Here is a 24956-nt window from a genome sequence, read left to right as displayed (position 1 = left end):
GATCAAGGCCTAGCACAGCAGCGCCCCCCTTTGCCCCGCCGCCGCCGCCCCCCCCCGCCGGGCGGGATCGGCGGGCGGGGGCCGTCCGGTGCTGGGGGGTCTCGCGGCGCGGGGGGGGGGGGGCGGGGGGGGGGGCGGGGGGGGGGGGGGGGGGGGGGGCGGGGGCCCCCCCCCCCCCCCCCCCCCCCCCGGGGGGGGGGGGGGGGGGGGGGGGGGGGGCCCAGTGCCGCTCGGCGAGACGACGACGGATGGAGCTCCGGCTTTGCGGCCCCCCACCCTAACCCTCCCCACCGCAAGCGGGGGGAGGGAATCGGCGGCGACGGCGCCGAAATGCCGGAGCGATAGCTCCGATACCGGCTCGCGAAGTGCCATGCAGGCGTGGTAGACAGGGGCACGATGTCCCTGACCGCAGCGCCCGAACCCGCCGAGCTCGTCGCCTGGTATGCCGAGATGGGCATCACCGAGGCGCTGGACGAGGCAACGCACGACCATTTCGCCCAGGCCTCGGACGCACAGGCCGCATCTGCGCCGGCCGCTTTGACGCATGACCGGATCGGCACCGGGCCGTCCGTGGGCAACGCGCCGCGCCCGCGTCCGACGCTGCCGCCGCGCCCGGGACAGGCGCCGGCCGTGGCCGCGCGCTCCAACGCCGCCGCCGCGACCGCGCCCGACGACGCTGCGATCAGCGCGAAGGTCCTGGCGGCGGAGGCTGCGACGCTCAACGATCTGAAGGAGGCACTGGCACGATTCGAGGGCTGCGCGCTGAAGGCGACGGCCAAGAACCTCGTCTTCGCCGACGGCAACCCCGAAGCCCGCGTGATGATCGTCGGCGAGGCGCCGGGTGCCGACGAGGACCGTGTCGGCCTGCCCTTCGTCGGACGCTCCGGCCAGTTGCTCGACCGGATGCTGGCTGCGATCGGGCTCAACCGCCAGAGCGATGTCTACATCGCCAACCTGCTGCCCTGGCGGCCGCCCGGCAACCGCACGCCGACGCCCCAGGAGGTTTCGATCTGCCTGCCCTTCATCCAGCGCCAGATCCAGCTCGCCGACCCGGATATCCTGGTCTGCGTTGGCGGCCCCTCGGCGCAGGGGCTGCTGGGCCTGACCGGCATTCTGGCCTCGCGCGGCAAATGGCTGGAGTACGACACCGGGGCGCGACGCATCCGCGCCATGGCGACGCTGCACCCGGCCTATCTGCTGCGTCAGCCATTGCAGAAGCGCCTCGCCTGGCGCGACATGCGGGCGCTGAAGGCGGCGCTCGACGCGGCGCCCTGAACCGATATCGACATCATGCGTTCGTATTCCCTGTCGCTAGCAGCGCTTGAGTTCCAATCGTCTCTCCCCGAGATTGCACGACATCTGAGCTGAGGACCCGACGCCATGCAGTGGGAAGATTATCGCCAGTCCGAGAATGTCGAGGACCGGCGCGGCGGCGGCGGTGGCGGCGATTTCGCCGGCGTTCCCGGCGGGCGCGGAGGCCTGGGCATCGGCACCATGGTCGTGCTCGGCCTGGTCGGCTGGGCGCTCGGCATCGATCCGCGCCTGCTGATCGGGGGCGCCGAGCTGATCGGCGGCATCGGCGGGCGCCAGGAGCCGACGCAGGAAACCCGCCGCTCGGCCGGGCCGCCCGCCGACGAGATGGGCCGCTTCGTCTCGGCCGTTCTGGCCCAGAACGAGGATGTCTGGTCGAAGCTGCTGCCGCAGCAGGCCAACAAGCGCTACGAGCAGCCGCGTCTGGTGCTGTTCAACCGCACCACCAGCTCGGCCTGCGGCCGGGCGCAGTCGGCGATGGGGCCGTTCTACTGCCCGCCCGACAAGCGCGTCTATCTCGACACCTCCTTCTTCCAGGAGATGCAGCGCAAGCTCGGCGGCGGCGGCGACTTCGCCTATGCCTATGTCATCGGGCACGAGGTCGGCCACCACATCCAGAACCTGATCGGCATCCTGCCGAAGGCCAACGAGCTGCGCGAGCGCTCGGACGAGCGGCGCTCCAACGAGATCTCGGTGCGGATCGAACTGCAGGCCGACTGCTTCGCCGGCGTCTGGGCGCACAACATCCAGGCGATGGGGCGAATCGACCAGAGCGATGTCGAGGAAGCGATGCGCACCGCCGCCGCGATCGGCGACGACATGCTGCAGAAGGCCTCGCGCGGCGAGGTCGTGCCCGATTCCTTCACGCATGGCTCCTCGGCCCAGCGCCAGCGCTGGTTCAACACCGGCCTGAAGAGCGGCTCCATGCAAAGCTGCGACACGTTCAAGGCGCAGCAGCTCTAGGGTGAGGAGATAAAGGCATGTTCACGCACGTCATGATCGGCAGCAACGACCTGGAGCGGGCCAAGGGTTTCTACGACGCGACTTTCGCCGCGCTGGGAGGCGAGCCTGGCGAGATCGATGCGAGAGGCAGGCTGATCTATCTCCACAAGGGCGGTCGGCTGATGATCACCAAGCCAATCGACGGCAATCCTGCGACCGCGGCCAATGGCGGGACGATCGGTATCGCCGCTGCGAGCCCCGACCATGTTTTCGCCTGGCATAAGGCCGGCACCACGCATGGCGGGACCGCGATCGAGAGCCCACCCGGCGAGCGCCCGAACGGGGCGTTCGTCGCCTATCTTCGCGATCCCGACGGCAACAAGCTCAGCGCGCGCTCACAGCCGACGAAGTAGCGCATCCCGCACCTGCCGCTCCGGAGATATCTCCTTTCGGTCCGATCGGCCCGAAGGGAAGCGGACCTTCCCGCCATCCCGGATGGCTCGCAAACCGGCATCTGCCATCGGCATGCGGCCCTGGAACGGGCTCTGGAACCTGCCCCGACCGGGCGCCGTTGGTCTGCCGCTCCCCGGCGGCGAAAGCCCGCAAACGCGCGAGGTCAAAATGAAACTGTCCGGTGGCTGCAATTGCGGGCAGGTCCGCTACGAACTCTCCGGCGAACCCGTGCGCGTCGGCATCTGCCATTGCGAGGCCTGCCGGAAGCACTCCGGTTCGGCTTTTTCCTTCTTCGGCATCTGGCCCAAGGCCGGCGCGACGCTGTCGGGCGAGCTGAGCTGCTGGCAGAGCCAGGCGGGGGGCGACCGGTTCTGCCCGGGATGCGGCTCCTCGCTGTTCTGCTGGAGCGAGGATTCAGACGAGATCGAGATCAAGCTCGGCACGCTGGACAATGCGCCCAGCGCCTTGCTGCCGCTCTATGAACTCTGGACGATCCGCCGCGAGCCGTGGCTCGCTCCGCAGAACGGCGCCGAGCAGCATCGGCGCAACCGCCGGGATGACGGCATCCGGCCGCCGGCGAACCCGTAGGCGCGCTCAGTCGCCGAGGCGCTCGCGCCTGACCGAGAGCCGCTTCGGCTGCGCCTCGAGGCGACCGCCAAGGACATGGCCCTTGGGAACGATCAGCCCCGGACGCAGGCGCCGCGGGCCGAAGGAGACAGCGGCGCGCTCGCGCAGCGAGCCCGCGACGCCGCGCAGCGGGATCAGGCCGGGCGCATCGGGCGAGAGGATGAGATGGCGCTCCACGGCCTGGGCCCAGTGCGCCTGCGGGACGTCGCCGGATTCGAGCAGCAACAGCCAGTCGCCGCGCGCCTGGGCCGCGCCGAGATGCCAGCCTTCCGCGCCGCCAGCGCGCAGATAGCTCGCACCGGTCGCATCGGCGAGGCGCTCGACATCGGCTTCACTGCGCGTGTCGATCACCACGGCATGGCCGAGGAAGCCCTCGGCGACGGCTGGAATGAGAACCGAGAAGGTCGCGGCCAGCGCTTCAGCCGAGCCAGCGACGCGTATGACCGCAGTGAGCATACGCAAATCCTTATGGCGCAGCGCAGCATGTCGCAATCCTGTCACTTGCAATTTGTTCTCTATATGTTCACATTGAAGATCACAGATATCGTCGATTCCCGGCGATTTTCAGGAATGGTTCAACGCCATGAGCCAAGTCAGAGCCTCATCGCGGCCGATTCCGGCCCAGCCGCTGAAACGGCATGACGGCGCGCCGATGTCGGTGTCGGCGCGTGTCGCGCCGGTCGAGCCCCTGGCCTATGCCGGCCATCGCATCGACCCGGAGCGGCGGCGCGGGCGCGGGGCGACGATCAATCCGGGCGGGCGCTTCGAGGCCGAGCAGCGTGTCTGCGAGGATGACGGCTGGGGTTCGCTGGGCGAATTGCCGGCCTTCAAGACCGAGGTCTCGATCGAGAAGGCCCGCACGATCATCACGAAGAACGATTCGCCCGACATCTCGTTCGACCGTTCGATCAACCCCTATCGCGGTTGCGAGCATGGCTGCGTCTACTGCTTCGCGCGGCCGACCCATGCCTATCTCGGCCTGTCGCCGGGGCTCGATTTCGAGAGCAAGCTGACGGCCAAGCCCGATGCCGCGATCCTGCTGGAAAAGGAGCTGTCGGCCGCCTCCTACCAGCCGCGTACCATCGCGATCGGCACCAACACCGACGCCTACCAGCCGATCGAAAAGAAGCTGCGGATCATGCGCGGCATCCTCGAGGTGCTGGAGCGCTTCAACCACCCGGTCGGCATCGTGACGAAATCGGCGCTGGTGCAGCGCGACATCGACATCCTCGCGCGGATGGCGGCCAAGGGGCTGGCCAAGGTCGCGATCTCCGTGACGACGCTCGACCCGAAGGTCGCGCGCGGCATGGAGCCACGCGCCGCCTCGCCGGCCAAAAGGCTGGAGACCATCAAGGCGCTGTCGGATGCCGGGATCCCCGTCACCGTCCTGGTCGCGCCGATCATCCCGGCGATCAACGAGCACGAGATCGAGCGCATCCTGGATGCTGCGAAGGCGGCCGGTGCGCGCGAGGCGGGCTATGTGCTGCTGCGCCTGCCGCTGGAGGTGAAGGATCTGGTCCAGGACTGGCTCCTGACCCACCATCCCGACAAGCTGCGCCATGTCGTCTCGCTGATCCGCTCGACCCGCGACGGCAAGGATTACGACGCGAACTGGGGCCAGCGCATGGTCGGCTCTGGCCCCTATGCCTGGATGATCGGCCGGCGATTCGAGATGGCGGCCGAGCGCTACGGCTTCAACGGGGCAAGGACCAGGCTGCGCAGCGATTTGTTCGTGAAGCCGGAGAAGGAGAAGGCGCAGCTGAGTTTGTTTTGAGGGGCAGTGCGTCGTCAGGCGCGCAAAGCGGCGGCAACGGCCGGAGGGGGCTCGCCGCCGTCATGCATGGAAGGAACGATGTCGTAGCGGAAGAAGCGCGTCGTGAAGGTGGCAAGCCCCTGCGTTAGGGCGCGTAGCTGGTTGGCGTAGCCGAACAGGCAAGAGAGCGGCACCGTCGCGTCGATGACGTGGGCTGCTTCCCGGCTCTGGCAGGCTATGAGGCGGGCGCGACGCGAGTTCAGATCGCCGATGACCGAACCCGTGTAGTCTTCCGGGGTCACGACTTCGACCTTCATGATCGGCTCGAGCAGCACGGAGCCGCCCTTCTGCAGACCTTCGCGCAGAGCAGCCCGCGAGGCGATTTCGAAGGCCAGAGCCGACGAGTCGACTTCGTCGAAGGCGCCGTCGATCAGCGTCACCTTGACATCGACCACGGGGAAGCCGGCGATGACGCCCGAACCGATGACCGAGTTGAGCCCCTTTTCGACGCCGGGGATGTATTCCTTCGGAACCGTACCGCCGACGACCTTCGACTCGAACGCGAAACCCTTGCCCGTCTCGTTGGGCTCGACCACCAGCTTGACGCGGGCGAACTGGCCCGTACCGCCGGTCTGCTTCTTGTGGGTGTAGTCGATCTCGACCTTCTTCGTCAGCGTCTCGCGATAGGCCACCTGCGGCGCGCCGATGTTGAAGAGCGGGCCGTATCGATCCCTCAACGCTTGGATCACACCGTCGAGGTGAGCCTCGCTCCGGCCACCAAGCACCGTCTGGCCCGATTCGGGATCCTTCGAGACGCGCACGGACGAATCCTGGTCGGCGAGTCTCGCCAGTTCGAGGGTCAGCTTCGCCTCTTCAGCCTTGGACTTCGGCTCGATCGCGATCACGATGATAGGCTGGAGAGTGGAAATTACGTCCTGCATTGCCAAGATGTCTCACACGGCTAGTTCAGCGACAGTTCATCGCGCCACGACTGAGTTGCGCAGCGACCTGTTTCTCAAGTCGGAGAGAGACAAGGTGTGATTTGAGGCTGTTCGGCGAGACTCGCTCACGGCGTCTACGATCAAGCCGCGACCTCCAGCGGCCGCGCCCGGTCGATACGGGCGCGTTCCTCGGGCGAATGCAGTGTCTCCCAGAGATCGGTCCGTCGCTGCACATTGAGCCAGAATTCGGCGGAGTTGCCGAAGACGCGCGCCAGGATCAGTGCGGTCGCGACTGTGAGGCCCCTGCGATCCCGGCAGAGTTCGTTGACGTGCTTGCGCGGCACGCCCATCGCCTGCGCCAGCCGGATCTGCGTCAGCCCCAGCGGCCGCATGAACTCCTCGACCAGGATGTCGCCGACCGTGGCGGGTTTGCGTTTCGTCGTCAGCATGGCCAACCTATCGATAGCTGTGGTCGTCGAGATACAAGCCGCGCGCCTCGCCGCGGTGCCCGTCCCAGGCAAAGATCAGTCGCCACTGCTGGTTGACCCGGATGCTGTGCAGCCCATCCAGCGCGCCCCGCAGTTTCTCGAAATGGTTGCTCGGCGGCACGCGCAGATCAGAATCGGTGACGGCATCGTCGATCATCTGCAGTTTGCGGAACAGGCGCGCCTCGATGTCGGGCGGAATCTGTTTCGCGTGGACATCCTCGACGAAGAAGGCGCGCAGCCAGTCATCCCGAAAACTGACGATCATGCCATTCCCCGACTGAGAACATGTACCATACCACGGGTCATTTCTCAACGCGGTGATGGCAGGGCCTACGCCCCTGTTGCGCACGCCGTCTCTGCGGCATAAGCCCCGCCCATGACCGCCCATTTCCAGCGCGAGACGCATGCCATCTCCAAAGGGCTCTGGCCTATGGCGGGGATCGACGAGGTCGGGCGCGGGCCGCTGGCCGGGCCTGTGGTGGCGGCCGCCGTCATCCTCGATCCGGAGGCGGTGCCCGACGGGCTCGACGATTCGAAGAAGCTGAGCGCGGCGCGGCGCGAGGAGCTGTTTGCCATCATCGCGCAATCGGCCCTGGCGATCGGCGTCGCCAGCGCCACCGCCGTCGAGATCGACACCATCAACATCCGGCAGGCGACGCTGCTGGCGATGCGCCGGGCGGTGGCGGCGCTGGCGGTCCAGCCGCTCAGCGTGCTCGTCGACGGCAATGATCCGCCCGTGCTGGCCTGTTCCTGCGAATCAATCATAGGCGGCGATGCGCAGATCGCCTCGATCGCGGCCGCCTCCATCGTCGCCAAGGTGACGCGCGACGCGATGATGGCGCGGCTGTGCCAGCGTTATCCGGCCTATGGCTTCTCCGCCCATGCCGGCTACGGCACGCCGCAGCATCGGGCCGCGCTTCACGCGCACGGTCCCTGCCCCGAGCACCGTTACTCCTTCGCGCCGGTGAAGGGTGTCTGGCGGCGGTGATCCACGACGCGTCATTCTCGGGCGAAGCCCTCGGGTCCGATCGCTGATCGGCCCAAGGATGAACGCCGCGCAGACCCGAGAATCTCTTGCATGAGATGCTCGGGTCTGCGCCCGAGCATGACGTCGCGGAAGCTGCGCACCATTAACCTCCCCTTAGGAATTCGCCTTATCCGCCAAGGGGCTGGGCAAAATCTGCAGCCCCAGAATGGCACGCATTTTTTTCAACTTGGAAACCCGGCTTTTACCCTGACTGGCCAATATCGCGACTGTTGAAGATGCGTAACGGTCTTGGGGCGTCATGGGTATTTTGCGTGCCGAGACAACCAGCGCCGCCGTCCGGATTCAGGTTCCGCGTACCGGACGGCCCGCGCTGCAGTCACGATTGAAGCCTGCGAGCGTTCCGCTCGAACTCCCGCTCGACCAGATCCTCGTCGGCGACTGCATCAGTGCGATGGAGCGCCTGCCGGCGGCCAGCGTCGATCTTGTCTTCGCCGACCCGCCCTATAATCTCCAGCTCGGTGGCGATCTGCGCCGGCCCGACGACAGCCTCGTCGATGCCGTCGACGACGATTGGGACAAGTTCTCGTCCTTCGCCGAATACGACGCCTTCACCCGCGCCTGGCTGGGCGAATGCCGCCGCGTGCTGAAGCCCGACGGCGCGCTGTGGGTGATCGGCAGCTACCACAATATCTTCCGCGTCGGCTCGATCCTGCAGGATCTCGGCTTCTGGATGCTGAACGACATCGTCTGGCGCAAGGCCAACCCGATGCCGAATTTCCGCGGCCGGCGCTTCACCAATGCCCACGAGACGCTGATCTGGGCGGCGCGCGGCGAGAGTTCCAAATACACCTTCCACTACGAGGCTCTGAAGGGCGGCAATGACGACCTGCAGATGCGCTCGGACTGGTATCTGCCGCTCTGCACCGGCGAGGAGCGCCTGAAGGACGGCAGCGGCGCCAAGGTGCATCCGACGCAGAAGCCGGAAGCCCTGCTCGCCCGCGTCATGCTCTCGGCCAGCAATCCCGGCGACGTGATCCTCGATCCGTTCTTCGGCACCGGCACGACGGGCGCGGTGGCAAAGGCGCTCGGCCGGCATTTCATCGGCTGCGAGCGCGACGCGACCTATGCCGATGCCGCCCGCAAGCGCATCGACGCGATCACGCCGCTGCCGCCGGAGGCCTTCGCGATCGCGCCCTCCAAGCGCAGCGAGCCGCGCGTGCCGTTCCTGTCCCTGGTCGAGGCCGGGCTGGTGAAGGCGGGCGAGACCGTCACCGACGAGAAGCGCCGCCACACCGCGGTGATCCGCGCCGACGGCACGCTGGTGCTGGGGCCGGCGGTGGGCTCGATCCACAAGGTCGGCGCGCTGGCGCAGGGCCTGCCGAGCTGCAATGGCTGGACCTTCTGGCATGTCGAGCGGGCGGGCGGGCTGATGCTGCTCGACACGCTGCGGAGCGAGATCCGGGCACAGATGGCGGCGGCCTGAGGGCTGCCATCGGCCTCGATTCGGGCGCCCATCCTTCGTTCACATGACGTCGCGCCTGCCGCGCCGACCTATCGGTGTCTCCGTCTAGACAGGGGTCTGGCACGGAGGCGGCGATGGTGACGATCCTCAAGGTCGGCTCGACAGGGCCGGAGGTCAAGAAGCTCCAGGAAGCGCTGAACGCCAAGCTGAAGCCCAAGCCCCCGCTCGTGCCGGACGGCCGCTTCGGCAATCTGACGCGGAGCGCGGTCACGACGTTCCAGCAAAAGAACTGGCTGGTCGAGGATGGCGAGGCGGGAGCTGCCACGCAAGCCTGCCTCTACGACACGGAAGCCTTCACGCCGATCCTGCACAAGCCGTCCTTCATCCCGCAGCCGACCCGGACGACCTGCTGGGCGGCCTCGACCGCGATGATGACGAATTCGACGGTGCCGATCGTCATCGCCAAGACGCCGCCGGACATGATCGCGCCCAATGGCGGCCTTCGAAACTCCTCGGGCAGCGACCAGGCCATCGTCACCGGCACGATCTACGGCAAGATCCACGGCCTGCGCTGCAATGCGCCGCAATCCTGGTCGGTCGACAAGCTGAAGCAGGCGCTGTCGCACGGCCCGATCATGTTCGATATGCTCTGGAACGTCAGCGACTACACCGAGGGGCGCGGCAGCCCCGGCCATATGATCGTCGTGGTCGGCATGCGTGGCGACGGCGAGGGCGACGGGCTCGGCACCACATTACGCATCTACGACCCATGGGCGCCGCGTCGCGGCAAGAAATACTCCAAGGGCTATGCGAAATGGGCCGTCGAGCTGCCGACGATGACCTATCGCGTGTTCGAGAAGCTGTAGGCTCACGGCAAGCCGTCGTCCGCAGATCAGTCCCGCGTTTTTGGCGTCATGCCATAGGCGCCGGCCGTCTCCAGCACCTTGAGCATCACGCTCGAGAACGGTTCCTCGCCGAGGCGCCCGGCGGCTGTGAAGCGCATGCCCGGCGGGGCCTGCATGCCGGCGGGAGCCTTCGCGGCAAACACCGTCAGCTCCAGCGGGAAATGCGTGAAGACGTGCCGCACCGGCGGCGCCAGCTGGCGCCAGCGGGTGACCACCGGCGCATCCTGCGCAGCGCCGTCGAGCTCGTAATCGGCGCGCCATTCGCTCGTCGGCACCTCGGCCATGCCGCCGAGCAGCCCCTTCGGCGGGCGCGTCCGCAGCAGCACCGCGCCGTCCGTCCGGGTCAGCACGAAGGCCGCGCCATAGCGGGTGGCGCCGGCCTTCTTCTTGGCCTTGCGGGGAAAACTCTCCTGCGTGCCGGCGATGCGGGCGAGGCAGGGCTCGCGCCAGGGGCACAGGCCACAGGCCGGGTTGCGCGGCGTGCAGATGGTGGCGCCGAGATCCATCAAGCCTTGCGCGAAATCGCCCGGCCGGTCGTGCGGCATCAGCGCCAGCACCCGGTCACGGACCAGCGGCCGCGCGCCCGGCAGCAGATCCTCGATCGCGAAGAGCCGCGTCATCACCCGCTCGACATTGCCGTCCACCGCGGCGGCCGGCCGGTCGAAGGCGATGGCGGCGACCGCGCCGGCCGTATAGGCACCGATGCCCGGCAGGCTGCGCAGGCCCTCCTCGGTGTCGGGAAAGCGGCCGCCATGCTCGGCGACGACGGCCATCGCGCAGGCATGGAGATTGCGGGCACGCGAATAGTAGCCGAGCCCGGCCCAGGCCTGCATCACCTCCTCCGAGGGCGCGGCGGCGAGCGCGGCCACCGTCGGAAAGCGCGCCATGAAGCGCTCGTAATAGGGCTTCACCGCCGCGATCGTGGTCTGCTGCAGCATGATCTCGGAAGCCCAGACGCGGTACGCGTCGGGCCTCTCGCCCGCCAGAACGCGCCAGGGCAGGACACGGCGATGTCGGTCATACCAGGCGAGGAGATCGGCGGCGGAGGGGAGCATGGCCGTTCTTTAAGCGCTTCGCCGGGCGGGGCAAGCCGAGCCCGCCGGGACTGGGCGAGCAACATCGACGAGGTGACGATCGTTCAGCCCGGCTGCTCCCCCGGTCCTCGTCAGAGCCGGGCCAGCCCGCAGCGCTGGGTCGTCATGGCAGCGACAGGTTGGTCGCGATGCCCAGCGCGAGGGCCGTCTTGCCGGAGAGCCGATGGACGCCCCTGAACTCGGAGCCCGTCATCAAGGAGGCCGCGCCGGGCACCCCCATCTCATAGTACATATTGATCATGGCGGCGGTGCCGGGCCCGGAATAGTCACGCCCCGCCTGCCCGACCGAGCTGCCGGCGTGAAAGCCCAGGCCGCCCCGCTGCTTGGCGTCGCCGTCGGCGAAACCGGCGTTCAGGTAGTAGCGTCGCGTGCCGGCGACGAACAGCCCGGTGCAGGCACTGCTGCACTGGCCGCGAGCCGCATCGACCACCGTGGCATAGCCCTTCTCACGGATCGTCCGGGCCATCTCGTTCGCCGGAAAGATGAAGCCGCCGGTGCTGCTGAGATAGACGAGTTTGATCTGGCCGGCTTCCGGCCGGGCGAGATAGTCGCGCAGCAGATATTGATCGCCATTGCGGATCGGTCCGCCGATCGCCAGCACGACACCCTTCTGGAGAAACTCGACCGCGGCGGCCTCGCCACCCCACCCGATGAACGCGGCCACTGCCGCCACAACCCAGCGCATCGTCTGTCCCCAAGCCAGCCGCAGCCATTTAAGACCCCCTCCGCCGGCGCACAATCACGCTCGGACAATCCGGCGAGCCCGAGGATGCCGCCGATCCGCCCGCAGGCTTGCGGGCGGATCGTGGCGCGCCCACAATGGCGCATGGCCGTGAAACCCCTTGCCGACCTGATCGACGATCTGCTCGCGCCCGCGCTGGCGGCGCAGGGCTTTGCTGGCCGCGCGATCGTCTCGCTCTGGCCGGAGATCGTCGGGGAGCGGCTGGCGCTGCGCACGCGGCCGCTGAAGATCGACTGGCCGCGCCGCCGCCCGGCGCCGGGCGAGACGGCGGAGCCCGCGACCATGGTCGTGCGGGTCGAGAGCGCCTTTGCGCTGGAGATGCAGCAGCTCGCGCCGATCGTGCTGGAACGGGTCAACACGCATCTGGGCTGGCGAGCCGTCGGCAAGCTCGTGCTGAAGCAGGGGCCTGTCGAGGCAGCCCTGCCCAAGCGCGCCCTGCCGCCGCTCGATCCCGCCATCGCGGCGCGGGTCGGGCAGCAGGTCGCGGGCGTCTCCGATCCGGCCTTGCGCGCCTCGCTGGAGCGGCTCGGGCGCCATGTCGCGCAGAAGACGATCGTTCAGAATGCGAAGCGCGGGGCCATCGACACGGCTTTGTGAGCGGGCGCAACAGCGAGCGGTGACGATCTTGCCACAATCGTTGCGGCCTCTATGGTCCCGGCGAGCGATTTGCGACTTCCAGCCACTGCATTTCCAGGGACGAGTAACATGACGAACAGGCGACAGCTTTTGACGGCCACTGCCGGCCTCGCGGCCGCCGCGATGCTGGGCTCGCCCGCCGCGCAGGCCCAGGCCGACCTCGCCTCTCCCGGCCCGCTCGGCGATGTCTGGCTCGGCCCGGAGAACGCCAAGGTCACGATCATCGAATACGCCTCGCTGACCTGCGGCCATTGCGCGGCCTTTCACAAGGACACCTGGCCGGCGCTGAAGGCGAAGTACATCGACACCGGCAAGGTGCGCTTCACGCTGCGCGAATTCCCGCTCGATCCGCTGGCGACGGCGGGCTTCATGCTGGCGCGCTGCAACGGCAACGACAAATACGTCGCGATGACCGACCTGCTCTTCGCCCAGCAGAAGGTCTGGGCCTTTACCGACAAGCCGGTGGATGCGTTGTCCGCCATGGTCAAGCAGGCCGGTTTCACACAGGATTCGTTTGAATCCTGCTTGAAAAGGCAGGATATCTATGACGCCGTCACAGCCGTGAAGGATCGTGGAGCCAAGGCGGGCGTCGATTCCACGCCGACCTTCTTCATCAACGGGCAGAAGCGTTCAGGTGCGCTCTCGATCGCCGAATTCGACAAGATCCTGGAGCCGCTTCTGGCGGGCTGAAGACGGCTGCCTCCGTCGATCCAACCTCCGCGTCATCCCGGACAAGCCGCGTCAGCGGCGCCGATCCGGGATGACGGCTGAATTCGAGACTGAGCGGGCGCGTCGATGCATCTGACGCGCCTGAAACTCACCGGCTTCAAGACCTTCGTCGAGCCGACGGAGTTCCTGATCGAGCCCGGGCTGACCGGCGTCGTCGGCCCCAATGGCTGCGGCAAATCCAACCTCGTCGAAGCGCTGCGCTGGGTGATGGGCGAAAGCTCGTTCAAGAACATGCGCGGCTCGGGGATGGACGACGTCATCTTCGCCGGCTCCAACGAGCGCCCTGGCCGCAACATGGCCGAGGTCGCGCTGACCCTCGACAACACCGACCGGCGGGCGCCCGCCGCCTTCAACGAGACTGACGTCCTCGAAGTCACGCGCCGGATCGAGCGCGAGGAGGGCTCGACCTATCGCGTCAACGGCAAGGAAGTGCGGGCGCGGGACGTGCAGCTGCTCTTCGCCGACGCGGCGACGGGCGCGCGTTCGCCGGCGCTGGTGCGGCAGGGGCAGATCGCCGAGATCATCTCGGCCAAGCCGCAATCGCGCCGGCGCATCCTGGAAGACGCGGCGGGCATCGCAGGCCTCCACAGCCGCCGCCACGAGGCCGAATTGCGGCTGAAGGGCGCCGAGGAGAACCTGACCCGGCTCGAAGACGTGCTCGGCGAGATCGACCAGCAGATCGAGGCGCTGCAGCGCCAGGCGCGGCAGGCCTCGCGCTATCGCAGCCTCGCCTCCGACATCCGCCGCGCCGAGGCGACGCTGGCGCTGATCGCGCACCACGAGGCGCGGACGCAGGAGGTGGACGCGCAACGGGCGCTGGAGGCGGCGCTGACGGGGGTCGCCGACCAGACCGGCATCCAGGCGGAAGCCGCCAAACGGCAGGCCGTGGCCGCGCACGAACTGCCGGCGCTGCGCGAGGGCGAGGCCTCGGCGGCTGCCGGGCTGGTGCGGCTCAAGCGCGGGCTCGACGAGCTCGAAGCCGAGAACCGGCGCGCCAGGCAGCGGGCCGAGGAGCTCGGCCGGCGGCTGGCGGAGTTGCAAGGCGATCTCGCCCGGCAGGAGAGCGTGGCGCGCGACGCCACCGAAAGCCTGACCAGGCTGGCTGACGAGGACGCGGCGCTGGCGCGCGACGGCGAAGGCGCGACGGAGGGGGCACGGACAGCCGCAGCCGCGCTGGCGGAGGCAGAAGCTGCACTCGCGACGGCGGAGGCTAGCCATACCGCCGCGCAAGCCGCCTTGTCCGAGCTCGGTGCCAGGCGCGGCGCGCTCGAACGGGCGCTGCGCGAGACCAGGGAGCGCGAGGCCCGCGCAGCCTCGGAGCGCGAACGCCTGCTGCGCGACCAGGCGGCGCTCGATGCCAGCAGCGCGGCCGTGCCGCTCGAAGGCTTGCGCGGCGCCGTCGTGAGCGCCGAGACCGCGATGCGCGAGAGCGATGCGGCTGCGGCGGCCGCACGCTCGGCACTTGCGGCTGCCCGCGAACGCGAGACGCAGCTGCGCGCGCCGCTGGCGGAGGCCGACCGCAGGGCGCAGCGGCTGGAGACCGAGATCCGGACCCTGCAGAAGCTGCTGGCGCCAGCGAGCGGCGGGCGCTGGCCGGCCATCCTCGATTCGATCGCGGTCGCCAAGGGGTTCGAGATCGCGCTCGGCGCGGCGCTCGGTGACGATCTCGATGCTGCGACCGATCTCGCGGCACCGAGCCATTGGCGCGATACCGGGCCGGGCGCGGGCGACCCCGCCCTGCCGGAGGGAGCCGAGCCGCTCGCCGCGCATGTGCGGGGGCCCGACGCGCTGAAGCGGCGCCTCGCGCAGATCGGCGTCGTGGCGCGTGGCGACGGCCCGCGCCTGCGCGATGCGCTGAAGCCCGGACAGCGGCTGGTTTCGCGTGAGGGCGACATCTGGCGCTGGGACGGGTTCACCGGCGCGGCCGAAGCGCCCTCGCCCGCCGCCCGGCGGCTCGCCGAGAAGAACCGGCTCGGCGATCTCGAACGCGAGGCGCAAGGCGCGCAGGAAGCCGCCGAAGCCGCCCGCGAGGCGCTCGATCTGGCGGCCAGGGACGCGAAAACGGCGGCGCAGGCCGAGGCGACGGCGCTCGATGCCGCCCGCCAGGCACGGCGCCTGCTCGACCAGGCGCGCGAGCAGTTCGCCGCGGCCGAACGCAAGGCAAGCGAGGTCGCAGCAAGGCGCTCGGCCCTGACGGAGGCGATCGGCCGGCTCGGCCAGACCATCGCGGAGGCCGCTGCGCAGGCCTCGACACAGGAGCAGTCGGTCGCCGCGCTGCCGCCCTCAGTCGAGCTGGAGAGCACCTTGCTGAAGGCGCGCGTCGCGCTCGGCGAACAGCGCATCGCGGCGTCCGATGCCCGGGCGCGGGTGCAGACCCTGTCGCGCGAGGCGGAGCTGCGGGCGAGCCGCCGCTCGGCCATCGCGGCCGACGTCAAGGCCTGGCGCGAGCGCGCCGCCACGAGCGGCCAGACCGCCGAAGAGACGCGCCGCCGGATCGAGACGGTGGATGCCGAGCAGAAGGCACTGCTGGAAGCGCCCGACACCTTCCTGACGCAGCGCCGCAGTCTCGTCGCCGAAATCGAGAGCGCGGAGACGCAGCGGCGCGAGGCGGCGGACCGGCTGGCACTCGGCGAGGCGGCACTGGCCGAGGCCGACCGGCAGGCGCGGATCGCGCTCGAAGGGCTGTCGGGCGCCCGCGAGGTCCGGGCCGCGGCCGAGGCCAAGCTGGAGGCGGCCCGGCAGCGCGTCGCCGATGTGACCAGACAGATCGAGGATGGCCTGGAAACCAGCCTCGACAAGCTCGGCGCCCTGGCCGGGCTGAAAGTCGGCGAGACCCCGCCGGATCAGGACGGCGTCGAGCGCCGCCTGGCGGGCCTCAAGGCCGAGCGCGAGCGGCTGGGCGCGGTCAATCTGCGGGCCGAGGACGAACTGACCGAGATCAAGGCCAAGCGCGAGGGGCTGACGGCCGAGCGCGACGATCTCAGCGAGGCCATCCGCCGTTTGCGGCAGGCGATCGGTGCGCTCAACCGCGAGGGGCGCGAGCGGCTGCTGGCCGCCTTCGAGATCGTCAACGGGCAGTTCCAGCGCTTGTTTTCGGTGCTGTTCGGCGGCGGAACGGCGGAACTGAAGCTGGTCGATGCCGAGGACCCGCTCGATGCGGGGCTCGAGATCTTCGCCCGCCCGCCCGGCAAGAAGCCGCAGGTGATGACGCTGCTCTCCGGCGGCGAGCAGGCCCTGACCGCGACCGCGCTGATCTTCGCGGTGTTCCTGACCAATCCCTCGCCGATCTGCGTGCTCGACGAGGTCGACGCGCCGCTCGACGACGCCAATGTCGAGCGCTATTGCGACCTGCTCGACGAGATGGCGCGCGACACCCAGACGCGCTTCATCCTGATCACCCACAACCCGATCACCATGGCGCGGATGGACCGGCTTTTCGGGGTCACCATGGCCGAACGGGGCGTCAGCCAGATGGTCTCGGTCGATCTCGCCACGGCCGAGCGCATCCGCGAGGCGGTCTGAGCCGGCGCGGGGTTCTGTCGGGACCGATCCATGACAATAAACTCCCGCCTCGTCCGACATACTTGTTCCCGAAATGGGAATTCACTATATTCGATGCATGAACGTGATCGCTCGTCGCACGCTGAAGACGTTCTGGGAGCGTGAGCCCCAGGCCGAAACGCCCCTACGCGCGTGGTACGCGATCGCCGACAAGGCCAACTGGACTCGCCCGGCAGACGTCAAAGAGCGTTTTGGAACAGCAGTGGACTTCGTTGGCGATAACCGGGCGATCTTCGACATCGGCGGCAACAAGTACCGGCTGATCGTTCATTTCGCCTACGCTTACAAACGTGCGCTCATCAAATTCGTGGGAACGCATGCCGAGTACGACAAGATCGATGCGGGGACCGTGTGATGCAGATGGACATTCGAGCTATCCGCAACGAGGCGGATTACGACTGGGCGCTCAAAGAGATCGAGCAGTACTTCGACAATGAACCGGCCCTGGGCACGCCCGAGGCCGAGCGCTTCGACGTGCTGGCCAATCTTCTCAAGGCCTATGAGGACGCCCACTACCCCATCACCGCGCCGGACCCTGTAGAGATGATCAAGCAGTGGATGGCTATTCAAGGCTTGAGCCAGGGCGATCTCGCCACCCTTCTCGGTTCGAAACCGCGAGCCTCGGAGGTGCTCAACCGCAAACGAGCGCTGACGATGGATATGGTGTTCAAACTCAACAGGGAATGGCGCATCCCGGCCGAAGCGCTGGTGAGCCCGTATCATCTGGCCATATGACGCCCTTCGCCTGCGCACTCGTCCCCAAGGCCGATGGGAGCTGCGGCATTCCGCTCTCCGATGTGGCCGGTTACCTCAGCGGCGGCATCCGCCGGCCGACCGCGCGGCCCGATCTCGCAGGGCTCGCTCCATCACGGCCCCGCCCTCGCCTCCTCCTCCAGCGACGCACGGCCGGCAGACCTACCGATTTTCCGCGGTGTCACCGGCCTTGCGATCAGGCGAAACCGCTACCAGCGGCTGAAAAAGCGCCACAATCGTCTTCGCAATGCGGCAAGAATGTCGCACTTGCCCCGAATTTATAGCTATTCCAATGCGTTAGGTCACATTCGCCTGCCTTGACAGCATCGGGGACGGGCAATAAAGGAGGCCGTGCTGACGACGGCTCGATGCGCGGGCTCGAACAGGGATCGTGTGGTTTTTTGGGGGATCGTGGCCATTTCACGATCGTACAAGGAGCTGCTGCCATGTCCGAACCCGACAAAAACGCTTCAGACTCGGAGTTGCGCGCAAGACTGGGTTCTTTGAAGACTGCCCTCGGGCAGGCGGACAAGAACGAAAAGCCGGGCGCGAGCCAGGCTGGACCGGACGGGGCCCTCGCAGGTGCCATGTCTTCAGGCTTTCGCGCCGCGACGGATCTCGCAGGCGGCATCATCGCAGGCGCCCTGATCGGGGTCCTCGCAGACCGGTGGCTTGGAACGTCTCCGTTCCTGCTGATCATCTTCCTGGTGATCGGCGCCATGGCTGGGCTGCGTTCCGTCTATCGGCTCGGTTCGCGTCCGACCTCCGGGTCGAAGGACGGCGCACCGAAGGACTGACCGAGGCTGGCGGCCTGTGGGCCGCACGACAAGGGGCTGGAGAGACATGGCGGCTGGCGGCGGAATCGATCCGATCCACCAATTCGAAATCCACCCGATCGTGGCGCTGCGCCCGTTCGGACTCAACCTGTCCTTCACCAATGCCTCGCTGCTCATGGTCCTGGTCGTGGCCGTGATCTCGATCATCATGATCTATGGCTCGAGCCAGCGTTCGGTCGTGCCGGGCCGGCTGCAGTCGCTCGCCGAGATGATCTACGAGTTCGTCGCCTCCACCGTCACGGGCGTGATGGGCAAGCAGGGGATGGTGTTCTTCCCGCTCGTCTTCTCGCTGTTCATGTTCGTGCTGGCCGGCAACATGCTGGGCATGATCCCGGGCTCCTTCACGGTGACCAGCCACATCATCGTCACCGCCGCCTTCGCCTTCCTGGTGATCGGCACCGTGCTGGTCTACGGCATCGTCAAGCATGGCAGCCATTTCTTCGGCCTGTTCGTGCCGTCAGGCGTGCCGGGCTGGCTTTTGCCGTTCATGGTGCTGATCGAGGCGGTCTCCTTCGTCTCGCGGCCGATCTCGCTGTCCTTGCGTCTGTTCGGCAACATGCTCGCGGGGCATATCGCGCTCAAGGTGTTCGGCGGCTTCGTCGTCGCGCTGCTGGCCGCTGGTGGCGCCGCCACGATCATCGCGCCGCTGCCGCTGCTGCTGGCGGTCGCGCTGACCGCTCTCGAATTCCTCGTCGCCTTCCTGCAGGCCTATGTCTTCGCGATCCTGACCTGCGTCTATCTCAACGACGCTCTGCACCCCGGCCACTGAGCCAGCAGAGTTCGCGAGACCATCCAACCCGCCTTTTAGCCTTTTCACACTGGAGAAAGACCATGGATCCCGTTGCAGCCAAGTACATCGGCGCTGGCCTCGCCTCGCTCGGCATGGGCCTCGCCGCCATCGGCGTCGGCACCATCTTCGGCAACTTCCTCTCGGGCGCCCTGCGCAACCCCTCGGCCGCCGACGGCCAGTTCCCGCGCGCCTTCATCGGCGCGGCGCTCGCCGAAGGCCTGGGCATCTTCGCCTTCGTCGTGGCGCTCGTCCTGCTCTTCGTGGTCTGACGCGTTCGACCACCTGCTTCCCGTCGCGCCCGATCGCCCCTTCACGGGGTCGGGCGCGGCCTTCTTTTCCTTCCGCTGAAAGGCAGCCCATGCCGGTTCGATCTTCACGGTTCGTCAGGCACGGATGGGCCGGCCTCGTCGCATCGGTCCTGCCCGCCACGCTTCTGGTGGGAGCCGCCGCTGCCGCGACGCCGCTGAGCGGCGAAAAGGCCGCCTTCCCGCCCTTCGACGTCGCGACCTTCTCGGGTCAGCTGTTCTGGCTCGCCATCACCTTTGGGGCGCTCTACTGGCTGATGTCGACGGTCGCCCTGCCCCGCGTCGGAGCGATCCTCGAGGAGCGCGCCGCGACGATCTCGCGCGACCTCGACAATGCCGCGCAGATGCAGGCCAAGGCCGAGGACACGGCCAAGGCCTATGAGAGCGCCCTGACAGAGGCCCGCAAGAACGCGCAGGCCATCGCCCAGGCCTCGCGCGATGCCGGCGCCAAGGCGTCGGACGAGCGCCGCCACGCCGTCGAGGCCGAGCTTTCGGCCAAGCTCGCCCAGGCCGAGGCCACGATCGCCACGACCAAGACGAGCGCCATGACGAATGTGGCCGGACTCGGCAGCGAGGTCGCCATCGCGATCGTCACCAAGCTGACCGGCCAGGCCCCGAGCGCCAGCGAGGCGTCCGAGGCGGTCGACCAGGTTCTGGCGCGCGGCTGAGGAGAACATCAATGGATACCTTCTGGGTCGGCGTCGCCTTCTTCATCTTCATCGGCATCCTCGCCTATTTCGGCGTGCCGAAGGCCATCGTCACCGCGCTCGATTCGCGCGGCGAAAAGGTCGCGCAGGAGCTCGCCGAGGCGCGCCGTCTGCGCGTCGAGGCCGAAAAGCTGCTGGCGGAATACGAGGCCAAGCGCAAGGCAGCCGAATCCGAGGCCGCCTCGATCATCGCCGCCGCCAATGACGAGGCCAAGCGCCTCGCCGCCGAGGCGGAAGCCAAGCTGAACGATTTCGTCACCCGCCGGACCAAGTCGGCGGAAGACAAGATCGCTCTCGCGGAGAGCCAGGCCGAGGCCGAGGTTCGCGCCGCCGCTGCCGACGCCGCGACGAAGGCCGCCGAACTCATCATCCGCGCCCAGGTGGGCAGCAAGACCGGAGAGGCTCTGTTCGCCGCCGGACTGACGGAAGTGAAGGCGAAGCTGAACTGAGGCGCGGAGACGCTTCGGGGGACGCTGACTGACGCTCCGGTTTGAGACAGTCTGATTTTTAGAACGCCGCAGCCTTCTGGCTGCGGCGTTTTTCTTTGGCGGACGCTCTTTAAGAAAGGCAATGCGCCGTCATTCCGGGGCTTCGCGCAGCGAAGAGCCCGGAACCCATATCCACCGCGCGTGCAGGAATGGGTGGGTCGCGTGACGCGTTATCTCGAACCCAACTGAAGGCTATGGGTTCCGGGCTCACCCTTCGGGCGCCCCGGAATGACGGGTGGTTTTCGTCCCCGACCGGCGCGCTCCAGGCGCGTCCCGCCTCAGTTCGCGGCGGTCTTCGCGGGCGCTCGCGGGGCCGGCGCCGGCTCGCCCTTTGCCATCGGCCTGGCGTCGATCGGCACGACGGGTTTCGGCTTGGGCTTGCGGCGCTGGATCGTCGAGGTGACGATGCCCTGCGGCGTATCGAGGCCGTAGATGTCCTCGCGGAAATGGACCAGGCCATCGGCGCCCTGCCAGCCGGTGAGATAGACCCAGGCGACCGGCACCTGCTTCTTCAGGGAGATGTTCTTGCGCTCGCCCTTGGCGATCTCCGCCTCGATCGCCGGCAGGGTCCACTCCGTGCCCTCCAGCAGCCAGGCGCCGAGGTCGCGCACGCCCTCGATGCGGGCACAGCCCGAGGAGTTGAAGCGGACATCGTTGCGGAAGAGCGACTTCTTCGGCGTGTCGTGCAGATAGACCGCCTCGGTGTTGGGCATGTCGATCTTCATCTGGCCGAGCGAATTGTCGGGGCCGGGATCCTGCCGCACCGTGAAATAGGGCGAGGTCAGGCTGGCCCAGTTGACGGTCGCGGGATCGATCTCGCGGTTCTCCGCGCCCAGCAGGCGCATATGCGACTTGGCGAGGAAGCCTGCATCCTTGCGCATATGCGGGATGATGTCGGCCTTGACGATCGAGGTCGGCACCGTCCAGGTCGGGTTGAGGTTGACCGAGGAAATGCTGGCCTGCAGCACGGGCGAGGGCCGGTCGGGACGCCCGACGATAGCGAGATGGCGGCGCTGAACCTGGCCATTCTCGACCGCCTCGACGCTGGCGCCGGGAATATTGACCACGACATAGCGCTCGGCGAAGGAGAAGCCGTTGCCCTTCAGCCGCTCCAGCGTCGCGGTGAGCTGGTTGAGGCGCATCTCGACCGGCGTGTTCATCGCCTTCAGGGTCAGGCGGCCGACGGTGCCAAGGTCCGAGAGGCCATGACGGATCTGGAAGCGCTTCACGGCGGCAACGACATTGGCGTCATAGACATCGCCCGGAAGGGCTTCAGGCGGCAGATCGCCGCTCAGCATCAAGCGCTGCTTGAGCAGGGCGACATCAGGCCCCTGGGCATCGGGCTTCAGCGCGGTGACGCTGCCGGGCAGCTTCGGCCAGCCGCCGCGATTGGCGATGTCCTCATGGGCGATCAGCGCCTCGAGCGTACGGTCATAGGTGTTGGGACCGTAGCTCGGCTCATCGGCACGCGCGGCCACGGCGCCGAGGAGCAGCGCAAAGGCCGCAGCGACGGTTGATCTGACGAAACGCACGGCCATGGATGTCAATCCCACACTGCGTCAGGGACGCATGAGGCCAAGCATCCCTCGCGCATGGTCAAGGAAGCCTTAAGGCGCAGTGGGATTTCGGTATCGAACTGTTGCTGGCGGCTTGGCACTCTCGCTGTCACGAGCGATTGCGCTATTCTTTGCGCAGAGGAGGCCAGCATGAGCGATACAAAAGCCGGTTCCTGGACGGCGACCGATGCGCGGGCTCGCTTTTCCGAGCTCCTGCGCAAGGCCGAAGCGGACGGCCCACAGACGATCCCCTGCAACGGCAAGCCGGTCGCGGTTGTGGTTGCCGCTCCTCAATCGAAGCGCCCCGTCGAACGCAGGGGAACACTTTGCGCGTTTTTCCAGAATTCTCCACTGCGCGGCTCAGGAATCGACCTTGAGCGCCTGGATCATCCGCCGCGCACAACCGAATTCTGAGGGCACTGTCGCGCGACACATCTAGTCAACAGCCGCGCCGTCATCCCGGGCGACCGGACAGAGACCCGGGATCCATTCCTGAACGCTCATCGGAAAGGTTCAGGAATGGATCCCGGATCGGCGCGGCTTTCGCCGCTTGTCCGGGATGACGACAGTGTGTCAATCGCCCCAGACTCAGCTCCTACTCCGCCGCTTCCGCCACCGGCACCGGCGGCACCCATTTCAGCACCGGCTGGCGCGCGGCCCTCGTCTCGTCGAGGCGGCGGATCGGGGCGTGGTGGGGGGCGGCCGTGAAGCGCTCCTTGTCGTTGCCCTTGGCGGCCATGGCGAGGTCGCGCAGTGTCGCGATGAAGAGGTCGAGCGCGGCCTTCGATTCCGACTCCGTCGGCTCGATCAGCATGGCGCCGTGGACGACGAGCGGGAAATACACCGTCATCGGGTGATAGCCCTCGTCGATCATCGCCTTGGCGAAGTCGAGCGTGGTGACGCCGGTGCCCTTGAGCCAGTCGTCGTCGAACAGCGCCTCGTGCATCGAGGGGTGATCCGGGAAGGGCAGCGACATCAAATCCGACAGGCCGGCCCGGATGTAGTTGGCGTTCAGGACCGCATCCTCGGAGGCCTGCTTCATGCCGTCGGCGCCATGGCTGAGCATGTAGGTCAGCGCGCGGACATACATGCCCATCTGGCCGTGGAAGGCGGTCATGCGGCCGAAGGGAGAATTGCCCTGCGGCGCGTCGGCGGCGTTCTCGACGAGACGCGGCGTGCCGCCCTCGACATGGATGAACGGCACCGGCGCGAAGGGCGCAAGCCTTTCCGACAGCACGACCGGGCCGGCGCCCGGCCCGCCACCGCCATGGGGCGTCGAGAAGGTCTTGTGCAGGTTGATGTGCATGGCATCGACGCCGAGATCGCCCGGACGCGCCTTGCCGACGATCGCGTTGAAGTTGGCGCCGTCGCAGTAGAAATAGGCGCCAGCCTCATGCATCGCGGCGGCGATCTCGACGATCTGCGGCTCGAAGATGCCGCAGGTGTTGGGGTTGGTCAGCATGATCGCGGCGATGTCGGGGCCGAGCAGCGCCTTGACGTCCTCGACCGCGACGGTGCCGTCCGGGCGGGCGGGCACCGAGCGCACCGAGAACCCGATCAGGGCAGCGGTCGCCGGATTGGTGCCGTGGGCCGATTCGGGGACCAGGACGACGGTGCGGGTCGCGCCCTCGCCCTTGGCGGCGATGGCGGCCTTGATCGCCATCATGCCGCAGGCCTCGCCATGGGCTCCGGCCTTGGGGCTGAGCGCCACGGCGGGCATGCCGGTCAGCGTCATCAGGTAATGCGAGAGTTCGAGCATGACCTCGAGCGCGCCGGGCACGGTCGAGACCGGCTGGAGCGGGTGCACGTCGGAGAAGCCCGCCATGCGCGCCGTCTTTTCGTTGAGGCGGGCATTGTGCTTCATCGTGCAGGAGCCGAGCGGGAAGAGCCCGGTGTCGATGCCGTAGTTCTTCTGGCTGAGGCGCACATAATGGCGCATCGCCTCGGGCTCGGAGAGGCCGGGCAGGCCGATCTCGGCCTTGCGGGCGTGGCTGCCGAGGCGGCTCTTGAACGGAGCCGGCGCGTCGATGTCGACGCCGGTCATCTCGAGACGGCCAATCTCGAAGATCAGCGGCTCGATCTGCTGCAGCGCGCGGTTGCCGGTGAAGGTCGCGTGCGGCTCATGGGCGGACACGGTGCCCTGGGTAGGACGTCCCTGACGGTTCAGCATGAGGTGACTCCGGACTTCTGGGATGGATCATTGATGGCGCGGAAGATCGTTTCGACGACGCCATCGAGGTTGTCGTTGAGTTCGTGATTCCAGAAACGAAGCACGCGGAAGCCCTCCGACTCGAGATAGGCGGTACGACGTTCATCACGTTCGGCTGCTGTCGGCAGGCCGTGCTGACCGCCATCGAGTTCAATCACCAGCCTCGCGCCAATATGGACGAAGTCGGCGAAATAGGGCCCAAGCGGCGCTTGGCGACGAAAATGGCCGCCCGGCAGCTCCATTGCTTTCAGGTGCAGCCAAAGTCGCTTTTCAGCGGGCGTTGCCTCCCGGCGCAAGCGGCGCGCCTTCGACGTGCGGGGGTCCTTACGGTTGCCGGCCATGACAGCTCCCCCCCGGTAAAGCGACCCAGCGATTGACGGGCACAACCTACCCCCTCCCCCCGCTTGCGGTGGGGAGGGCTGGGGTGGGGGGCAGTGCCGCTCGGCGCGACGATCAAGGACAGGGCTCTGGCTTTGCGGGGCCCCCCCCCCCCCCCCCCCCCCCCCCCCCCCGGGGGGGGGGGGGGGGGGGGCCCGCCCCCCACACACGGCCTTTAACAAATGCCCCCCGGGGGCCCCCCCCCCCCCCCCGCTTCGCGGGGCCCCCCAACAAAAAAACCACCCCCCCGCCATACAAATGAACCCCCGGACCAACCCCACGCGCCCCCCCCCCCGCCGCCC

27 protein-coding genes and 1 pseudogene are annotated in these 24956 nt (G+C 67.9%); 19 read left to right on the top strand and 9 right to left on the bottom strand.

The genetic code is table 11. The annotated features are described in order from the left end of the window. The first annotated feature begins 396 nt into the window (after nucleotides 1-396). The 4 genes from AE618_RS13490 to AE618_RS13475 all read left to right on the top strand — a co-directional run bounded on the left by AE618_RS13490 (nucleotide 397) and on the right by AE618_RS13475 (nucleotide 3294). Nucleotides 397-1275, top strand: a complete 879-nt coding sequence (locus AE618_RS13490) for a uracil-DNA glycosylase (protein ID WP_054209595.1) — start codon at nucleotides 397-399, stop codon at nucleotides 1273-1275. A 105-nt stretch (nucleotides 1276-1380) separates the two neighbouring features. After that, nucleotides 1381-2274 carry a KPN_02809 family neutral zinc metallopeptidase gene (ypfJ, locus tag AE618_RS13485; RefSeq protein ID WP_054209594.1) on the top strand — a complete coding sequence of 298 codons (894 nt, stop codon included), beginning with the start codon at nucleotides 1381-1383 and terminating at the stop codon, nucleotides 2272-2274. 17 nt (nucleotides 2275-2291) lie between these two features. After that, nucleotides 2292-2666, top strand: coding sequence for a VOC family protein (locus AE618_RS13480; RefSeq protein WP_054209593.1), 375 nt, complete (start codon nucleotides 2292-2294; stop codon nucleotides 2664-2666). A gap of 208 nt (nucleotides 2667-2874) precedes the next feature. Beyond that, nucleotides 2875-3294 (top strand): GFA family protein, encoded by a 420-nt coding sequence (locus AE618_RS13475; protein WP_054209600.1) that lies wholly within the window; start codon nucleotides 2875-2877, stop codon nucleotides 3292-3294. Between the two features lie 6 nt (nucleotides 3295-3300). On the opposite strand, the gene AE618_RS13470 is transcribed toward AE618_RS13475, so the two are convergent. After that, a complete protein-coding gene (locus AE618_RS13470; RefSeq protein WP_054209592.1) occupies nucleotides 3301-3789 on the bottom strand; it encodes a glycosyltransferase family A protein in 489 nt (162 codons plus the stop codon). A gap of 196 nt (nucleotides 3790-3985) precedes the next feature. On the opposite strand from AE618_RS13470, the gene AE618_RS13465 reads away from it, so the two are divergent. Next, nucleotides 3986-5107, top strand: coding sequence for a PA0069 family radical SAM protein (locus tag AE618_RS13465; protein ID WP_054209599.1), 1122 nt, complete (start codon nucleotides 3986-3988; stop codon nucleotides 5105-5107). Nucleotides 5108-5121: 14 nt separating this feature from the next. On the opposite strand, the pseudogene fusA reads toward AE618_RS13465, so the two are convergent. From fusA to AE618_RS13450, 3 genes and pseudogenes are all read right to left on the bottom strand, one after another. After that, nucleotides 5122-6003 (bottom strand): annotated as a pseudogene (gene fusA, locus AE618_RS13460) (elongation factor G); the annotation flags it as partial. 164 nt (nucleotides 6004-6167) lie between these two features. Then, nucleotides 6168-6476: a HigA family addiction module antitoxin gene (locus AE618_RS13455; RefSeq protein WP_054209591.1), complete on the bottom strand. Its 309-nt coding sequence runs from the start codon at nucleotides 6474-6476 to the stop codon at nucleotides 6168-6170. A 7-nt stretch (nucleotides 6477-6483) separates the two neighbouring features. Then, on the bottom strand, nucleotides 6484-6780 hold the full coding sequence (locus AE618_RS13450; RefSeq protein WP_054209590.1) for a type II toxin-antitoxin system RelE/ParE family toxin: 297 nt from the start codon (nucleotides 6778-6780) through the stop codon (nucleotides 6484-6486). A gap of 111 nt (nucleotides 6781-6891) precedes the next feature. Between AE618_RS13450 and AE618_RS13445 the strand changes: the two genes are divergently transcribed. From AE618_RS13445 to AE618_RS13435, 3 genes are all read left to right on the top strand, one after another. After that, entirely contained in the window at nucleotides 6892-7503 is a 612-nt protein-coding gene (locus AE618_RS13445) for a ribonuclease HII (protein ID WP_054209589.1), read from the top strand. 298 nt (nucleotides 7504-7801) lie between these two features. Then, nucleotides 7802-8986 (top strand): site-specific DNA-methyltransferase, encoded by a 1185-nt coding sequence (locus tag AE618_RS13440; RefSeq protein WP_082365246.1) that lies wholly within the window; start codon nucleotides 7802-7804, stop codon nucleotides 8984-8986. A 113-nt stretch (nucleotides 8987-9099) separates the two neighbouring features. After that, nucleotides 9100-9831, top strand: a complete 732-nt coding sequence (locus AE618_RS13435; RefSeq protein ID WP_054209587.1) for a peptidoglycan-binding protein — start codon at nucleotides 9100-9102, stop codon at nucleotides 9829-9831. A gap of 26 nt (nucleotides 9832-9857) precedes the next feature. On the opposite strand, the gene mutY is transcribed toward AE618_RS13435, so the two are convergent. Next, complete coding sequence (gene mutY / locus AE618_RS13430; RefSeq protein WP_054209586.1) at nucleotides 9858-10925, bottom strand: A/G-specific adenine glycosylase; 1068 nt, start codon at nucleotides 10923-10925, stop codon at nucleotides 9858-9860. A 142-nt stretch (nucleotides 10926-11067) separates the two neighbouring features. After that, nucleotides 11068-11649, bottom strand: coding sequence for a hypothetical protein (locus tag AE618_RS13425; protein WP_156330264.1), 582 nt, complete (start codon nucleotides 11647-11649; stop codon nucleotides 11068-11070). 141 nt (nucleotides 11650-11790) lie between these two features. Between AE618_RS13425 and AE618_RS13420 the strand changes: the two genes are divergently transcribed. The 10 genes from AE618_RS13420 to AE618_RS13375 all read left to right on the top strand — a co-directional run bounded on the left by AE618_RS13420 (nucleotide 11791) and on the right by AE618_RS13375 (nucleotide 20472). After that, a complete protein-coding gene (locus AE618_RS13420; RefSeq protein ID WP_054209598.1) occupies nucleotides 11791-12303 on the top strand; it encodes a DUF721 domain-containing protein in 513 nt (170 codons plus the stop codon). Between the two features lie 108 nt (nucleotides 12304-12411). After that, complete coding sequence (locus tag AE618_RS13415; protein WP_054209584.1) at nucleotides 12412-13032, top strand: DsbA family protein; 621 nt, start codon at nucleotides 12412-12414, stop codon at nucleotides 13030-13032. A 105-nt stretch (nucleotides 13033-13137) separates the two neighbouring features. Next, nucleotides 13138-16593 (top strand): AAA family ATPase, encoded by a 3456-nt coding sequence (locus AE618_RS13410; protein ID WP_054209583.1) that lies wholly within the window; start codon nucleotides 13138-13140, stop codon nucleotides 16591-16593. Nucleotides 16594-16690: 97 nt separating this feature from the next. After that, nucleotides 16691-16987 carry a type II toxin-antitoxin system HigB family toxin gene (locus tag AE618_RS13405; RefSeq protein ID WP_054209582.1) on the top strand — a complete coding sequence of 99 codons (297 nt, stop codon included), beginning with the start codon at nucleotides 16691-16693 and terminating at the stop codon, nucleotides 16985-16987. A 5-nt stretch (nucleotides 16988-16992) separates the two neighbouring features. Continuing rightward, nucleotides 16993-17367, top strand: coding sequence for a helix-turn-helix domain-containing protein (locus AE618_RS13400; protein WP_054209597.1), 375 nt, complete (start codon nucleotides 16993-16995; stop codon nucleotides 17365-17367). Nucleotides 17368-17831: 464 nt separating this feature from the next. Further along, the gene (locus tag AE618_RS13395) at nucleotides 17832-18182 is read left to right on the top strand and encodes an AtpZ/AtpI family protein (protein WP_197280775.1); all 351 of its coding nucleotides are present in this window, start codon (nucleotides 17832-17834) and stop codon (nucleotides 18180-18182) included. Between the two features lie 46 nt (nucleotides 18183-18228). After that, on the top strand, nucleotides 18229-18990 hold the full coding sequence (locus AE618_RS13390) for a F0F1 ATP synthase subunit A (RefSeq protein WP_054209580.1): 762 nt from the start codon (nucleotides 18229-18231) through the stop codon (nucleotides 18988-18990). 62 nt (nucleotides 18991-19052) lie between these two features. After that, entirely contained in the window at nucleotides 19053-19280 is a 228-nt protein-coding gene (locus tag AE618_RS13385; RefSeq protein WP_043231023.1) for a F0F1 ATP synthase subunit C, read from the top strand. An 89-nt stretch (nucleotides 19281-19369) separates the two neighbouring features. Continuing rightward, on the top strand, nucleotides 19370-19984 hold the full coding sequence (locus AE618_RS13380; RefSeq protein WP_082365244.1) for a hypothetical protein: 615 nt from the start codon (nucleotides 19370-19372) through the stop codon (nucleotides 19982-19984). An 11-nt stretch (nucleotides 19985-19995) separates the two neighbouring features. Further along, nucleotides 19996-20472, top strand: a complete 477-nt coding sequence (locus AE618_RS13375) for an ATP F0F1 synthase subunit B (protein ID WP_054209579.1) — start codon at nucleotides 19996-19998, stop codon at nucleotides 20470-20472. Nucleotides 20473-20789: 317 nt separating this feature from the next. Here AE618_RS13375 and AE618_RS13370 read toward each other — a convergent pair whose 3' ends face one another. Then, complete coding sequence (locus AE618_RS13370; protein ID WP_054209578.1) at nucleotides 20790-22049, bottom strand: L,D-transpeptidase family protein; 1260 nt, start codon at nucleotides 22047-22049, stop codon at nucleotides 20790-20792. A gap of 168 nt (nucleotides 22050-22217) precedes the next feature. On the opposite strand from AE618_RS13370, the gene AE618_RS13365 reads away from it, so the two are divergent. Beyond that, entirely contained in the window at nucleotides 22218-22481 is a 264-nt protein-coding gene (locus tag AE618_RS13365) for a type II toxin-antitoxin system Phd/YefM family antitoxin (protein WP_054209577.1), read from the top strand. Nucleotides 22482-22662: 181 nt separating this feature from the next. Here AE618_RS13365 and gcvPB read toward each other — a convergent pair whose 3' ends face one another. Both gcvPB and AE618_RS13355 read right to left on the bottom strand, forming a co-directional pair. Further along, entirely contained in the window at nucleotides 22663-24237 is a 1575-nt protein-coding gene (gene gcvPB, locus AE618_RS13360; RefSeq protein ID WP_054209576.1) for an aminomethyl-transferring glycine dehydrogenase subunit GcvPB, read from the bottom strand. Continuing rightward, nucleotides 24231-24617, bottom strand: coding sequence for an endonuclease domain-containing protein (locus AE618_RS13355; RefSeq protein ID WP_054209575.1), 387 nt, complete (start codon nucleotides 24615-24617; stop codon nucleotides 24231-24233). Before AE618_RS13355 ends, gcvPB begins: the two co-directional genes overlap by 7 nt. Nucleotides 24618-24956: the final 339 nt, after the last annotated feature.

Source organism: Allobosea vaviloviae (assembly GCF_001298265.1).
Taxonomy (GTDB): Bacteria; Pseudomonadota; Alphaproteobacteria; order Rhizobiales; family Beijerinckiaceae; genus Allobosea; species Allobosea vaviloviae_B.
Note: the sequence above shows the minus strand (reverse complement) of the source record. Positions and strands in the feature narration are given on the sequence as shown.

Coding starts and splice junctions, on each gene's coding strand:
- gcvPB (WP_054209576.1), bottom strand. CDS start 24,237: ATGCTGAACCGTCAGGGACGTCCTACCCAGGGCACCGTGTCCGCCCAT.
- AE618_RS13355 (WP_054209575.1), bottom strand. CDS start 24,617: ATGGCCGGCAACCGTAAGGACCCCCGCACGTCGAAGGCGCGCCGCTTG.
- AE618_RS13400 (WP_054209597.1), top strand. CDS start 16,993: ATGGACATTCGAGCTATCCGCAACGAGGCGGATTACGACTGGGCGCTC.
- AE618_RS13455 (WP_054209591.1), bottom strand. CDS start 6,476: ATGCTGACGACGAAACGCAAACCCGCCACGGTCGGCGACATCCTGGTC.
- mutY (WP_054209586.1), bottom strand. CDS start 10,925: ATGCTCCCCTCCGCCGCCGATCTCCTCGCCTGGTATGACCGACATCGC.
- AE618_RS13490 (WP_054209595.1), top strand. CDS start 397: ATGTCCCTGACCGCAGCGCCCGAACCCGCCGAGCTCGTCGCCTGGTAT.
- AE618_RS13440 (WP_082365246.1), top strand. CDS start 7,802: ATGGGTATTTTGCGTGCCGAGACAACCAGCGCCGCCGTCCGGATTCAG.
- AE618_RS13450 (WP_054209590.1), bottom strand. CDS start 6,780: ATGATCGTCAGTTTTCGGGATGACTGGCTGCGCGCCTTCTTCGTCGAG.
- AE618_RS13425 (WP_156330264.1), bottom strand. CDS start 11,649: ATGCGCTGGGTTGTGGCGGCAGTGGCCGCGTTCATCGGGTGGGGTGGC.
- AE618_RS13365 (WP_054209577.1), top strand. CDS start 22,218: ATGAGCGATACAAAAGCCGGTTCCTGGACGGCGACCGATGCGCGGGCT.
- AE618_RS13370 (WP_054209578.1), bottom strand. CDS start 22,049: ATGGCCGTGCGTTTCGTCAGATCAACCGTCGCTGCGGCCTTTGCGCTG.
- AE618_RS13475 (WP_054209600.1), top strand. CDS start 2,875: ATGAAACTGTCCGGTGGCTGCAATTGCGGGCAGGTCCGCTACGAACTC.
- AE618_RS13465 (WP_054209599.1), top strand. CDS start 3,986: ATGTCGGTGTCGGCGCGTGTCGCGCCGGTCGAGCCCCTGGCCTATGCC.
- AE618_RS13390 (WP_054209580.1), top strand. CDS start 18,229: ATGGCGGCTGGCGGCGGAATCGATCCGATCCACCAATTCGAAATCCAC.
- AE618_RS13415 (WP_054209584.1), top strand. CDS start 12,412: ATGACGAACAGGCGACAGCTTTTGACGGCCACTGCCGGCCTCGCGGCC.
- AE618_RS13375 (WP_054209579.1), top strand. CDS start 19,996: ATGGATACCTTCTGGGTCGGCGTCGCCTTCTTCATCTTCATCGGCATC.
- AE618_RS13435 (WP_054209587.1), top strand. CDS start 9,100: ATGGTGACGATCCTCAAGGTCGGCTCGACAGGGCCGGAGGTCAAGAAG.
- AE618_RS13420 (WP_054209598.1), top strand. CDS start 11,791: ATGGCCGTGAAACCCCTTGCCGACCTGATCGACGATCTGCTCGCGCCC.
- AE618_RS13480 (WP_054209593.1), top strand. CDS start 2,292: ATGTTCACGCACGTCATGATCGGCAGCAACGACCTGGAGCGGGCCAAG.
- AE618_RS13380 (WP_082365244.1), top strand. CDS start 19,370: ATGCCGGTTCGATCTTCACGGTTCGTCAGGCACGGATGGGCCGGCCTC.
- ypfJ (WP_054209594.1), top strand. CDS start 1,381: ATGCAGTGGGAAGATTATCGCCAGTCCGAGAATGTCGAGGACCGGCGC.
- AE618_RS13445 (WP_054209589.1), top strand. CDS start 6,892: ATGACCGCCCATTTCCAGCGCGAGACGCATGCCATCTCCAAAGGGCTC.
- AE618_RS13395 (WP_197280775.1), top strand. CDS start 17,832: ATGTCCGAACCCGACAAAAACGCTTCAGACTCGGAGTTGCGCGCAAGA.
- AE618_RS13385 (WP_043231023.1), top strand. CDS start 19,053: ATGGATCCCGTTGCAGCCAAGTACATCGGCGCTGGCCTCGCCTCGCTC.
- AE618_RS13410 (WP_054209583.1), top strand. CDS start 13,138: ATGCATCTGACGCGCCTGAAACTCACCGGCTTCAAGACCTTCGTCGAG.
- AE618_RS13470 (WP_054209592.1), bottom strand. CDS start 3,789: ATGCTCACTGCGGTCATACGCGTCGCTGGCTCGGCTGAAGCGCTGGCC.
- AE618_RS13405 (WP_054209582.1), top strand. CDS start 16,691: ATGAACGTGATCGCTCGTCGCACGCTGAAGACGTTCTGGGAGCGTGAG.